Genomic DNA, 12,066 nt, shown 5'->3' with positions numbered 1-12,066 from the left:
GTGCAGGGGCGGCGGTGTGGGGTCGTCGACGCTCGCCCTGGGTCAGGTGGCGCCGACTCCAGCCGGAGCGAGGAAGTCGACGGGGTGCTCGGTCGTGCCGTCGAGCGCCAGGTCGGCGGCGATCTGGCCCATCGCGGGCGAGAGCTTGAAGCCGCTGCCGGAGAAGCCGGCCATGACGATGATGTCGTCCTCGCCGGGGAGGTGGCCGACGAGCGGGTTCCCGGACTTGGTGTAGCCCTCCATGTAGGCCGACATCCTGATGGGGTCGGGGTTCAGGTCGGGCATCAGTTCACGGATGAGCTCGTGGAAGGTGCCGAGTTCCTCGGGGCGGACCGTGCGGTCGAGCCGTTCCGGTTCGGGGACCGGCAGATGGCGTGCGTAGGAGAGACCGAGCTTGACGGAGACGCCGTCGGGCGACGGGATCCCGAAGCAGTCGTGGGGGGTGCTGCGCACGAAGGAGGGCGCCCCGCCCGCGAACCAGTCGTGGCGGGTGGGCAGGTGCCAGGAGCAGACCACCCGGCGGACGTCGACGGACTGAGGCAGGTCCGCGAGCAGTGTGTTGACCCAGGGACCCACACTCACCACGGCCGCGTCCACGTGGTCCGTGCCCCGGTCGGTGACGACGTTCACCCCGCCACCGGCCGCGGGGACGACCTCCCGCACCGGGGTGTAGCGGTGCAGCCGGGCGCCCAACTGTTCGGCGCGGGTGGCGGCCGCCTGGATGGACGCCTCGGGCCTGATGACGGCGCCCAACCTGTCGAGTACGGCGGTGTGCCCGTCCGGGAGACGATGCTGCGGGTAGCGGCGGGCCAGGGCGTCCCGGTCCAGTACTTCGTGATCCAGGCCATGGACCGCGCTGGTGGACAGGAGGAGGCGCATGGCCGGTGAGTCGGCCTCTCCCATCACGAGGCTTCCGCTGCGGCGTCGCAGCCGCTGGCCCGTCTCCGTCTGGAGCTGCTCCCACAGGTCGTCCGCGAGCCGCAGCAGCGGAATGTAGCCGGGTTCGCCGAGGTGGGCGGCTCGGAAGATGCGGCTCTCGCCCCCGGCCGCGCCGCGGTCGTGGCCCGGCGCGTACCGGTCGTAGCCGATGACCTCGGCTCCGCGGGCGGCCAGCCGCCACATGGCCTGGCTGCCCATGCTGCCGGCGCCGATCACGGCGACTCGCTTCGGGATGCTCATGAGGTCGCTCCTTTCTTCCGGTTCTGTCCCGCGGGCAGAGGCGTTCACTATCAGCCCGGGAAACCCGCAGTTCAACCCACGTTTTGTGTCATCTGAGGCGGAGGGAGGCGGCTCAGAGGAGTTCGATCAGCCGGTCGGTGAACTCGGCGGTGGTCGCGGTTCCGCCCAGGTCACGGGTACGGACATCGGTCTTGGCCAGGACCGACGCGATGGCGTCCGTGATGTCCCTGGCCGCGTCGGGATGGCCGAGGTGGTCGAGCATCATGGCCGCGGACCAGATCGCGCCCAGCGGGTTGGCGATGCCCTTGCCCGCGATGTCGGGCGCGGAGCCGTGCACCGGCTCGAACATCGAGGGGAAGTCCCGCTCGGGGTTGAGGTTGGCCGCCGGGGCGATGCCGATGGATCCGGCGACGGCGGCCGCGAGGTCGCTGAGGATGTCGCCGAAGAGGTTGGAGGCGACGACGACGTCGAAACGGGCCGGCTCCAGGACGAACTTGGCAGCGAGCGCGTCGATGTGCTCCTGGTCCCAGGCGACCTCCGGGAACGAGGCGGCCCGCTCGGTGACGAGCTGGTCCCAGAACGGCATGGTGTGCACGATGCCGTTCGACTTCGTCGCGGAGGTCAAGCGGCCGCCGCGCTGGGAGGCGAGCGTGAAGGCGTAGTCCAGCACGCGTGAGACGCCGGCCCGGGTGAACATGGCCTCCTGCACGGCGATCTCTTCCGGGAAGCCCCGGTGGAGTCGGCCGCCGACCTCGCTGTACTCGCCCTCCGTGTTCTCGCGCACGACGACGACATCGACCTCGCCCGGCCGTGCGCCGCGCACCGGACTGTCGATGCCTTCGAAGACACGGATGGGCCGGAGGTTGACGTACTGGCGGAAGCCGCGCCGGATCGGGATGAGCAGCCCCCACAGGGAGACATGGTCGGGCACCCCCGGGTATCCCACCGCGCCCAGCAGGATCGCGTCCTTGTCACGCAGCTGGTCGATCCCGTCGGCGGGCATCATGGCGCCCTCCCTCAGGTACCGCTCGCAGGACCAGTCGTACGACGTGTAGGACAGGCTGAAGCCGTGGCGGCGGCCGACGACATCGAGCACCTGCTGTGCCGGGGGCAGTACCTCGGTGCCGATGCCGTCGCCCGGGATCAGGGCGATGCGGTGGTTCGTTGTCATGCCGACGATTGCAGCAGGGCGGTCCCTGGGGCGTCCAAGACGCAAAGCGGATTTCCCTTATAAGCGGCGCCTATCAGCTGCGGGCCTCCGAGGCCGCGGCCGTGACGAGCGCGGCGTCCGCCGTCGCGGCCGTGACGAACGCGGCGGCCGCGGGCGACAGGATGCCGCGGCGGGCGACGAGGGCGATGTCCAAGGTGTTCTCCGGCTCGATGTCCAGGACGCGGGCGCCCAGCCGCCCGGCGAGGTCCCGCCAGGAGTCCGTGACCACCGCCAGCCCCACCCCGGCCAGGACCAGGGGCATCAGCGACACCCGGTGCTCGGTCTCGACGGCCACGGTGAACTCGATGCCCCGCTCCCGCAGCGCGTCGACGTAGGCACGCATCCCGGTACCCGGCTGCCCGACGATCAGCCGCTGTCCGCCGAGTTCCTCGTACTCCACCGCCGTCCGGCCGGCGAACGGTCCGTCGGCCGGCACCACCAGCACAAAACGCTGCCGCCCCAGCGCATGGGAGACGACCTCCTTGTCGGAAACAGGACCGGTGGACGCCAGAAGCCCCAACTCCACCGCACCCGTGCGCACCATGTCGATCACATCCCGCGACGTGAACGCCGCGTTGATCGCCACGGAAACACCGGGATAACGGCGGCAGAAGGCACTCACCAGGCTCGTCAGCGGCTCCACCGCCTGCGACGGCATCGACGCCACGTCCAGGCGCCCCTCACGCAGCTCGTGCACCGCCGCGACACTCGCCCGTGCCGTCTCCAGACTCCGCACGGCCTCCCGAGCCGGCTCGATCAGGGCCCTTCCCGCCTCCGTCAGCACGGCCCTGCGCCCGATGCGATGGAACAGCTCGGAGCCGAGATCACGTTCCAGCGCGCGCACGGCCTGCGACAGCGACGGCTGGGACACGTACAGGGCCGACGCCGCACGGTTGAACCCCCCACGGTCAACGATCGCGAGGAAGTACTCCAGCTGCCGAATGTCCATACGCGCCCTCTGACCTGGAAGAAATCAACCGACGACTCGATCGGTCCCGACCATGGTGGGTGAAGGATCGTCTGGTGCCGTCACCGCCAGGGACCGCACCCGTCACGCTCCATACTGCACCGCCCGGATCACCGCGGTCCGTGGTGCGCATTCTCGATCACACGCGTCGGATGGGGGCCGGGCACGGCAGACTGCGCGCATGGAGCTCCCCGCCGAGGCCGTCGCCGCCACCGCCCTGATCGAGGTCGTCAGGATCTCCGCGCTTCCGGCGAGGAGGAACGACGCCTATCCCGGCCGTGTGGTCGCGCACTGGGTCGGGGGCGAGGTCGCCGACACCCTGGCCCTGATCGAGGAGCTGTCGGGCGGCGAACAGCACCGGTGCGGGTTCTCGCCCGGGTGGAGCGTCCGGGCCTACGGGGACGCCCTCGACACGGCGCTGTTCGAAGCCGCGTTCTGCTTCACGTGCCAGGAGGTCCGGATGCACGGACCGGCCGTGCCGCCCCCGTTGGCCAAGCAGTTCTTCGACCCGGCGGCCCCGCCGGCCCGGGCCCTGCTGGCCCGCTTCCGCGCGGTGTCCGCGCAGGCGGAGTGCTGAGGGCCGGCACCGATGTCAGTGGGGTGCCGTACCTTCGGGCCATGTCGATCACAGCCCGCCTGCGCGACTCGGTGCAGTTGCCGAACGGAAGATCACTGGTCAACGGCTTCGCCCTCGACAGCCGTACCGACCGCCCGCATCGCGCCCTCTTGAGGAACGGGCGCACGCTGGAGGTCCACGACCTGGCCGGGCTGTTCGCCGGCGAGCGCGCGCCGACCGCCGTCTTCCCGCTGCCCTGGCCCGGTTGGCGCGGGGGTGTCCACTCGGTGAGCGCCGACGCGTCGTTCGCCGTGTTCTCGGGCCAGCGGGCGGTGCGGGCCATGGCCCCCGACGGAGCAACGCTGTGGGAGTACCGGCACGGCTGTTGGGGCCCGCTCCTCGGGCACCCGCACACCGGGGACGAGCAGGAGGTGTGCGACGGACTGGAGCACGGGTCCTGCCGCATATCCGACGACGGCCGGCTCGTCTGGGCACATGTCGTGGCGCCGGAAGAGCACGGCGGGCAGGAGTACTGGGCCGTCCTGGACGCGCGGGACGGGCATGAGCTGGCCCGGCTGCCGCTGGCCAGCGCGGCCTCCGGCTCCCACCACGTCTCCCACCCCGACGGCGTCCACATGGGGCTGAGCATCGGCATGGGCCAGGACGGCCTCCTGCTGCACTGGGCCCGCTGGGACGGCGAGGAGCTGACCGCCTGGGACCTGAACGAGACCCTGGACCGCGACCTGACGGACGTCCACCCGGCGCACCCCGGCTTCCTGACCGCCGAGCACTACGGCACGGACCTGAGGCTGCACACCCTCGACGGCACGGTGCTCGCCGAGCGCGAAGCGGCGGAGGCCGGGCCGGAGACCCATGACGAGACGGACCTCGACGACGAGGACAACGAAAACGACGAAGACAGCGAGGACGGCGAAGACCTCGACGACGAGGACGAGCCGCTCTGCTGGGACCACGGCGGCGGCTTCGTTGACGCCGACACGGTCATCGCCTCGACGATCGACACCGCCGACGACCCGGCGGAGGGACGCCACTGGCTGCTCGACGCGCACACCCTGGAGATACACGGAGCGATCACATATCCCACCGGCCACGTCGACAGCCATGTGCGCCCGCTCGGGGACGGAACCTGGCTCACCTACGACGACGCGAACGGCACGCTGACCCGCTGGAGCGAAGCGGCGTCCTGAACGCGAGCCCCGACCGTCCCCACGTCATGGCAGGTCGAGGACAGCGTCGATCAGGGCCCTCATCTCCTCGTCGAACAGGATCGTCCGGTAGTCCCCGTGGGGCGCCAGCCGCCGGTCGGCGTCCCGCGCCCGGCGCAGCACCGCACGGGTCCCGGCGGTGACCGTGCCGATGCCGACGAGGGCGCGCAGCGCGTCGACGAAGTAGCCGTAGGAGTCGTCGCCGTCGGCCATGGGCCGCAGATACTCCTCCAGGACGGACAGGCTCGGTTCCGCCTCGCCGGTGATCGACGCGAGCGCGATCGCGGACCGCAGACGCAGCCAGCCGTCGCCGCGCTCCATGAGCTGTCGTACCCGGTCGGCGTAGGGCGCGGCGGCCGGGCCGAAGCGACCGATGAGGTGGACGGGACCGTAGAAGGGCTCCTCCTCCGTCAGCACGGCCTCGCCCACGAGCCGCAGCGCCGACGCGCTGTCACCATCGAGGACCGAGGCGGCCCACGCTACCTTCTGATGGTTGGCCGGGTGGTCGAGGACGGTGGCACGGCGCACCTCGGGTGCGGCGGACGCCGCGGCCGGCCCCATCGCCACCAGCGCGTCGATCGCGGTCAGCGAGTACCGGGCGTCGTCCAGCAGAGCCACCACCTCCGGCAGGGCGGGCGCGGACGCCTCACCCCACGCGGCGAGGACACCGAGCAGGCAGCAGGTCAGCCCGCCGCCCTTGCCGTCCTTCCGGAGCAGGGCGCGGATGTCCGGCACCAGGGTCCGAGCGTGCGCCGTCAGCGGGGTCAGGACGTCCTCGACCTCCGGCAGGCGGGGGTCGCCCGAGCAGTAGGCCCGCGAGTACTGCCCCTCGTAGGGCGCGTACAGCCGGGCGATCAGGCCCGGCAGGGCGCGCGGGTCGCCGATGCGGGTCAGCGCCCAGCGGGCGTGGTCGCCGACGGTGCCCTCCAGGAAGTCGTGCTGGTCCTCGCCCTGGTCGTCGAGGAGGGCGGCGAGTTGGTCGGCGTAGGGGGCCGCGCGGGGGCCCAGTGCCGCGAGGAGGTGGGCGGCCCGGTAGCGGACGCCGTCGTCCCGGTCGGCGAGCAGCGCGCCGGCGTGCGGCAGCAGCCGCTCGGCCACGGACGGCCGGAGGACCAGCAGCCGCCACGCCTCGTCGAGCGCGACACGGCACAGCGGGGCGTCGCCGTTGCGGCGGGCCGCCTCGACGAGGTCGAGAACGAAGTCGAGCATCGTCGGGGGCACGGAGGCGAACAGGCCGACCGTCCAGGAGACGACGTCCTCGCGGGTGAAGGCCGTCTCGACGTCGGGGACGTACCACTCCGCCTCGAACAGCGGTCGCACCGCCGGGTCGGTGAGGATCTCCGTCAGCAGGTTCCGTTCCCGCTCCGGTGCCTCGGGATCGAACACGGCCCAGGCGTGCACGGCCGCGACCCGCAGAACGGGGTCGTCCGTCCGCAGCACCTCGGTCACCGCCGCCCGTGCCCGGTCCGTCGCCTCCGGGCCGGCGGCGCCTGCGGCCGTCCCCAGTTCCAGCAGGACGGCGGGCCGCACCGTCGGGTCCGTCTCGACCCGCCAGCGGTCCAGCAGCGGGCCGACGTCCCCGGCGAGAGGCAGGGCCTCCCTGCGCACGTCGGGGTCCGGGTCCGCCAGCAGCCCCAGGAACACCGGCCGCTGGAGCCGCCATGCCTCGTGCCACGCCTCGTCCACCTGGCCCGGCTCGGCTTCGGCCGCCAACCTGGCGAAGCTCACCAGAATCCCCACGAGTTCGCGCCGCGCGCCGCAGGCCGGATCGTCGGCGAGGGCGGCGACGAACGGCAGCGCGGCGGTACTGACGGAGGGCAGGCGTCCGGTGCCGAGCACGAGGCAGTCGTACAGCGGGTGGCAGTCCTCCTCGGTCGCCGCCTCGCCCTTCAGCGCGAGCCTCCGCAGGGCCGCCCGCGTCCCCGTCCTGGGACGCTGTGCGAGCACCGGCTCCAGCCGCTCCCACGGCACATCGTCCAACGCCTCCACCGCGAAACCCGCCACCCGCGCCCCCACAACCCCGTGACCTCGTGACCTCGTGACCTCGGGACACGTGTCCATCCGTGTCCCGGCGGTCATCCTGTCACCGAGCAAGGCCGCTGCCGAACGACTTTTCGACCGACCGATCACGGCCGCAGCCGTCCGTCCGCCGGGGCACTGTCAGACCCCCATGTCACACTGCGTCGCATGTCTCTCGCCGGTCTCACTCTCGACACATGGCGCTCCTTCGCGCCGGCCATCGCGCGGCAGGTCGCCCAGGACGCCGCCGCCCAGGTGGGAGGACGGGTGGTCCATGTCGACACCGTCGAGCACCTCGGTGCTCCGCTGCACCGTGTGCTGATCGAGCGGGACGGGCAGCGGTTCGCCCTGATACCGGGCGGCCGGGTCACGCTGGGCTTCGACGCCGCGGCCTGGCGGCCGACGCCCGAGCAGTCGGCGGACTACGCCCGGAGCGTGGCCGAGGGATACGGGTACGACAACGACCTTCGCGAACACCTCGCACAGGTGCTCAGCCCGCGCCGTGAGGCGGTGCTGGACGCCGTGCTCATGGCGGTGGAGGGCGAGCATCTGACGGAGCCGGCCGCCGGGACGCCGGCCGTCCTGGCGGCACGTGGTCTGCGCATGCCCACCTCGGACGAGTGGGAGCACGCCTGCGGGGCGGGCGCCGGCACCCTGTTCCACTGGGGCGACGACTGCCCCCTCGACCGGGTCCCCTACAGCCACCCCACAGGCCCCCAGCACGAACCGAACGCCTTCGGCCTGCGCATCGCGTACGACACGTACACGACAGAACTGACGAGCGACCCCTCGGTGGTGCGCGGCGGCGACGGCGGCGAGTCCGTGTGCGGCGGCTACGGCCATCTGCTCGGCTGGCTGCCCCTGGCCACGGCGAACGTCAACCCGTCGATGGCCGAGTTCGTGTACGGGGAGGAAGGCGAGGACCTCTACGAGGACTTCACTGTACGGCCGGTGCTCGCGCTCTGAGAGCGCCCCCTGAGAGCGACCCGCCGAGAGCGACCCGCTACGGGGCGAGAGCGGCCCGCCACGGGGCGAGAGCGGCCCGCCTCGGGGTCCGCTGTCCCTAGGGGCGTTCCGCCGCCCGCTCCGCGTTGCGCTTCTTGATGCGGGCGCCTTCCTTGCGGACCTCGGCCTGGGTGGCGCGCTCGCGCTGGAGCCACTCGGGGCTCTCGTCCTTCAGCGCCTCGATCTGCTCCGTGGTGAGGGCCTCGGTGACACCGGCGCGGGCCAGTCCCGCGATGGAGACGCCCAGCTTGGCGGCGACGACCGGGCGGGGGTGCGGGCCGTTGCGGCGCAGCTCCTGCAACCAGGCCGGCGGGTCGGCCTGGAGCGCGTTCAGTTCGGCGCGCGAGACGACGCCCTCCCGGAACTCGGCGGGGGTGGCTTCGAGGTACACGCCCAGCTTCTTCGCCGCGGTCGCGGGCTTCATGGTCTGGGGTGCGGTCTGGTGCGACGTCATGGTGTCCAGGGTATCGAGCATGTGCGCCATCGCTGACCACGCCCGGAGAGCGGGAGTGACGGCCAGGCCCGATAGCCTGGTCGTGTGACAGGTTCGGATGCATCGCCCTCGTTCCGGCTCGCGTACGTTCCGGGAGTGACGCCCACGAAGTGGGTGCGGATCTGGAACGAGCGGTTGCCCGACATTCCCCTCACCCTCGTCCAGGTGTCCGCCGCCGAGGCGCTGGGCGCGCTGCGGGGCGGCGAGGCGGACGCCGGGTTCGTCCGGCTGCCGGTGGACGGGGCGGACCTCAGCGCGATCCCCCTCTACACCGAGGCCACGGTGGTCGTGGTGCCGAAGGACCATGTCGTCGCGGCGGTCGACGAGGTGTCCACGGAGGATCTGGCGGACGAGATCGTGCTGCATCCCCTCGACGACACCCTCGACTGGGAGCGCCCGCCGGGGCAGCCGGCGTTCGAGCGCCCCGCCACCACGGCGGACGCGATCGAGCTGGTGGCGGCCGGGATCGGGCTCCTCGTCGTCCCGCAGTCGCTGGCCCGCCTGCACCACCGCAAGGACCTGACGTACCGCCCGCTGACCGACGCCCCCGAGTCCCGGATCGCCCTGTCCTGGCCGCAGGACGCGACCACGGACATGGTCGAGGACTTCATCGGCATCGTCCGGGGCCGCACGGTCAACAGCTCCCGCGGCCGCTCCAAGCCCGCCGAGGAGAAGCAGCAGCCGAAGCCGAAGCGCCAGCCCGGCACCGGCACCCGCCGCCAGCCCACCACCGGAAAGCCGACCGCCCGCAACCCCCGAGCCGGCTCCGGCGGCACCCGCACATCGAAGAGCGGCGGCAGGCCAGGAAAGCCCCGCCGCCGCTCGTAACCCACGATCCGCGCCCCTCAAGTCGGACCGCAGCCTCCTGGATCGGGCCGCAGGCCCGACAAAGGTGCGCGGGGAACTGCGTGACCAGCCCCCCCGCACCCGCGGCCGGACGGATCTCAGACCCGGCGGCCGCCCTTCCTCACCGCTTCTTGATCCGAAGGAACGTCACCGAGTTCGCCGGAAACGTGTAGCTGAACTTCCTCGCCACCCCACGGAACGTCGACGTCACCGGCGCGACCGGCGTAGCCGTCTCCGTGTTCACGGCATCCGGTGCCGCCGCGAGCGTGGTCACCCGCGCCGTCCCCCGCACCTTCGCACCCCCGAGGTCGACGGCCGTACGCGCGGCGACCGGCTGCGCGTTGACGACCTTGACGATCAGGTCACCGGTCCTGGCGTCCCGCGTCACCACCTGCCGGAACGGCTCCGCCGGCTTGTCGTCGGTGAAGCTGCCCCACTCCTGGCCGTCGAGAAGCAGGGTCACCTTGCGGCCCCGCACCTTGACCTCGATGTCGTAGGCGCGGCCCGCCTCGATCGTCCCCGGCTTGGAGATCAGCGACGACTTGCCGCCGTCGACGGCCTGCTCCACCGCGCTGGTCGTGTTGTTCCAGCCGCCGAGGTTCCACCAGTAGTAGTTGCCGGTGTCCTTGACGCCGAAGGCGACGAGGAAGCCCTCCTTGCCGGACTTCTTCGTGGCCTTCACCTTCAGGTCGTAGTCGTGCCAGGAGGGGTCACCGGCAAAGACCATGGTGTTCTCGGCGGCCACATCGGTCTGCACGTACTGCCCGTCCTGCACGGACCAGCTGCCGCGACCGGTGTGGGTCCACCGCGAGGCGTCCCCGCTGAAGTCGTCGCTGAGGAGGGTCGCCCCGTCGGCGCCCGTGACCTTGACGTCGTCGTACGCGGCGGTCGTGGCCCAGGTGGACAGGCCCACGGCTCCCGAGATGGGGCCGCTGACCGCGGGGGTTCCGGTGGCCGTCGAGGGGACGACCCGGTCCCCGACGTTGTTCATGAACAGCTTCTGCATCTGGTAGTTGGCCGAACCCCAGGACGCGTGGTTGTTGAACCAGATCATGTCGGGGCTCCACTGCACGTAGTCCTCGTTGGCGAGGAGCGGTGCGTAAGAGGCCAGTTCGACGACGTCGGCGTTGCGTTCCAGGCCGGTCATGAACGCGGCTTCCGCGAGGGCGTTCTTGAAGGCATTGCCCCAGGAGGCGTACTCGCCGAGGAAGACCTTGGGGCCCTTGCGGTCGTAGGAGTCGTAGCGGTCGTTGTTCTGGAGGAACCACTGGGGGCTGTTGTAGTAGTGCTCGTCGACCATGTCGACGTTCGCCTCGCGGTTCAGCTTCCACGCGGTGTCGAAGGTGCTGCCCGCGTCGTCGGGGCCGGAGTTCGACACGACCTTGATGTCGGGGTACTTCGCCTCGATGGCGGCCCGGAACTTCTGGAAGCGGGCGAAGAACTCGTTCGGCAGGTTCTCCTCGTTGCCGACGCCGAGGTGGGTGAGGTGGAAGGGCTTCGGGTGGCCCATCCGGGCCCGCACCCGGCCCCATTCACTGGTGGCGGGCCCGTTGGCGAACTCGATCAGGTCGAGCGTGTCCTGGATGTGCCGCTGGAGCAGGGCCTCGTCGTCGGTGGCCTTGTTCTGGCCGCAACCGGTGACGAGGGCGGGCACGACGGGCAGCGGCATCGCGCCGATGTCCTCGGCGAACTGGAAGTACTCGTAGTAGCCGAGGCCGTAGGACTGGTTGTAGCCCCAGAAGTTGGCGTTGGTGGCCCGCCGCTCGACCGGGCCGATCGTGTCCTTCCACTGGTAGGCGCGGGTGCGCTCCCAGTTCGAGGCCTCGCTGTAGTCCTTCATGGAGCCGGTGTTGACGAGGCAGCCGCCGGGGAAGCGCAGGAAGCCCGGCTTCAGGGCGGCGATCTTCTGGGCGAGGTCCTTGCGCAGACCGTTGCGGCGGCCCTTGTAGGTGTCACGGGGGAAGAGGGACACCTCGTCGAGGGCGGCGGCACCGGAGGTGGCGACGGCGAGGCGGCCGTCGGAGCTGGTCCGGGTCGCCTTCAGGACGACGCGGTACTTCGCCCAGCCGCCGGCGGCGACGGTCACCCGGCGGGCCTTCGCCAGCGTGCCGCCGGCGTCCTTCAGGGCGACGGTCAGGTTCGTACCGCTCTCGGCCCGCGCCCACACCGAGAAGTCGTACTTCTTGCCCTTCTCGACGCGGACGCCGGTGTTGTAGCCCGTGTTCGTGATGGTCGAACCGGCGCCCAGGGAGAGGTAGACGCGGTTGCGGTCGTTGAGCCGGCCGCCGTCGTTCACGGTCCGGGCCGAGCCGTCGACCGTCCAGGAGGTGAGGGGGGTGTACGCGCGGTTGTCGGCGGTGGAGTACTCGAAGGACCGGTTCTGGACGAGTTCGGCGTACAGGCCACCGTCGGCGGCCCGGTTGATGTCCTCGAAGAAGACGCCGTACATCGTGTCGTCGATCCTGGCGCCCTTGGCGGTGGTGTCGACGGTGATCGTGTAGTCGCTGACGTCCTCGGCGTGGGCGGGGGTCGGGACCGAGGCCGCCGCCACCAGGAAGGCGGTGG

The 12,066-nt window shown here is 71.5% G+C and carries 10 protein-coding genes; 4 read left to right on the top strand and 6 right to left on the bottom strand.

The annotated features are described in order from the left end of the window. Positions 1–42: 42 nt before the first annotated feature. The 3 genes from solA to AOK15_RS15300 form a co-directional block, all read right to left on the bottom strand. Entirely contained in the window at positions 43–1,179 is a 1,137-nt protein-coding gene (solA, locus tag AOK15_RS15310; RefSeq protein WP_055516978.1) for an N-methyl-L-tryptophan oxidase, read from the bottom strand. 112 nt (positions 1,180–1,291) lie between these two features. Next, on the bottom strand, positions 1,292–2,350 hold the full coding sequence (locus AOK15_RS15305) for a tartrate dehydrogenase (protein ID WP_055516975.1): 1,059 nt from the start codon (positions 2,348–2,350) through the stop codon (positions 1,292–1,294). A gap of 73 nt (positions 2,351–2,423) precedes the next feature. Next, positions 2,424–3,338: a LysR family transcriptional regulator gene (locus AOK15_RS15300; protein ID WP_055516973.1), complete on the bottom strand. Its 915-nt coding sequence runs from the start codon at positions 3,336–3,338 to the stop codon at positions 2,424–2,426. Between the two features lie 199 nt (positions 3,339–3,537). Between AOK15_RS15300 and AOK15_RS15295 the strand changes: the two genes are divergently transcribed. Together AOK15_RS15295 and AOK15_RS15290 are read left to right on the top strand one after the other, a co-directional pair. Further along, the gene (locus AOK15_RS15295) at positions 3,538–3,933 is read left to right on the top strand and encodes a hypothetical protein (protein ID WP_055516970.1); all 396 of its coding nucleotides are present in this window, start codon (positions 3,538–3,540) and stop codon (positions 3,931–3,933) included. 41 nt (positions 3,934–3,974) lie between these two features. Beyond that, a complete protein-coding gene (locus AOK15_RS15290) occupies positions 3,975–5,120 on the top strand; it encodes a hypothetical protein (protein WP_055516968.1) in 1,146 nt (381 codons plus the stop codon). A gap of 24 nt (positions 5,121–5,144) precedes the next feature. Here the strand turns inward: AOK15_RS15290 and AOK15_RS15285 are convergent, their stop codons facing one another. Further along, positions 5,145–7,142 carry a hypothetical protein gene (locus AOK15_RS15285; RefSeq protein ID WP_055516966.1) on the bottom strand — a complete coding sequence of 666 codons (1,998 nt, stop codon included), beginning with the start codon at positions 7,140–7,142 and terminating at the stop codon, positions 5,145–5,147. A 183-nt stretch (positions 7,143–7,325) separates the two neighbouring features. On the opposite strand from AOK15_RS15285, the gene AOK15_RS15280 reads away from it, so the two are divergent. Further along, positions 7,326–8,123, top strand: a complete 798-nt coding sequence (locus AOK15_RS15280; protein ID WP_055516963.1) for a hypothetical protein — start codon at positions 7,326–7,328, stop codon at positions 8,121–8,123. Positions 8,124–8,220: 97 nt separating this feature from the next. Here AOK15_RS15280 and AOK15_RS15275 read toward each other — a convergent pair whose 3' ends face one another. Further along, on the bottom strand, positions 8,221–8,616 hold the full coding sequence (locus AOK15_RS15275; RefSeq protein WP_055516980.1) for a DUF5997 family protein: 396 nt from the start codon (positions 8,614–8,616) through the stop codon (positions 8,221–8,223). Between the two features lie 84 nt (positions 8,617–8,700). On the opposite strand from AOK15_RS15275, the gene AOK15_RS15270 reads away from it, so the two are divergent. Continuing rightward, positions 8,701–9,483, top strand: a complete 783-nt coding sequence (locus AOK15_RS15270; RefSeq protein ID WP_079058504.1) for a LysR family substrate-binding domain-containing protein — start codon at positions 8,701–8,703, stop codon at positions 9,481–9,483. A gap of 139 nt (positions 9,484–9,622) precedes the next feature. On the opposite strand, the gene AOK15_RS15265 is transcribed toward AOK15_RS15270, so the two are convergent. Then, positions 9,623–12,066, bottom strand: a 2,444-nt coding sequence (locus tag AOK15_RS15265) for an alpha-L-arabinofuranosidase C-terminal domain-containing protein (RefSeq protein ID WP_055516959.1), incomplete at its 5' end; no start/stop codon positions are given.

The sequence above is a fragment of the Streptomyces ossamyceticus genome (assembly GCF_001418475.1).
In the GTDB taxonomy this organism is placed as follows: domain Bacteria; phylum Actinomycetota; class Actinomycetes; order Streptomycetales; family Streptomycetaceae; genus Streptomyces; species Streptomyces ossamyceticus.
Note: the sequence above shows the minus strand (reverse complement) of the source record. Positions and strands in the feature narration are given on the sequence as shown.

What these genes read in the sequence shown, in the direction of transcription:
- AOK15_RS15300 (WP_055516973.1), bottom strand. Translation starts at nt 3,338, where the DNA reads ATGGACATTCGGCAGCTGGAGTACTTCCTCGCGATCGTTGACCGTGGG.
- AOK15_RS15305 (WP_055516975.1), bottom strand. Translation starts at nt 2,350, where the DNA reads ATGACAACGAACCACCGCATCGCCCTGATCCCGGGCGACGGCATCGGC.
- AOK15_RS15280 (WP_055516963.1), top strand. Translation starts at nt 7,326, where the DNA reads ATGTCTCTCGCCGGTCTCACTCTCGACACATGGCGCTCCTTCGCGCCG.
- solA (WP_055516978.1), bottom strand. Translation starts at nt 1,179, where the DNA reads ATGAGCATCCCGAAGCGAGTCGCCGTGATCGGCGCCGGCAGCATGGGC.
- AOK15_RS15295 (WP_055516970.1), top strand. Translation starts at nt 3,538, where the DNA reads ATGGAGCTCCCCGCCGAGGCCGTCGCCGCCACCGCCCTGATCGAGGTC.
- AOK15_RS15290 (WP_055516968.1), top strand. Translation starts at nt 3,975, where the DNA reads ATGTCGATCACAGCCCGCCTGCGCGACTCGGTGCAGTTGCCGAACGGA.
- AOK15_RS15275 (WP_055516980.1), bottom strand. Translation starts at nt 8,616, where the DNA reads ATGACGTCGCACCAGACCGCACCCCAGACCATGAAGCCCGCGACCGCG.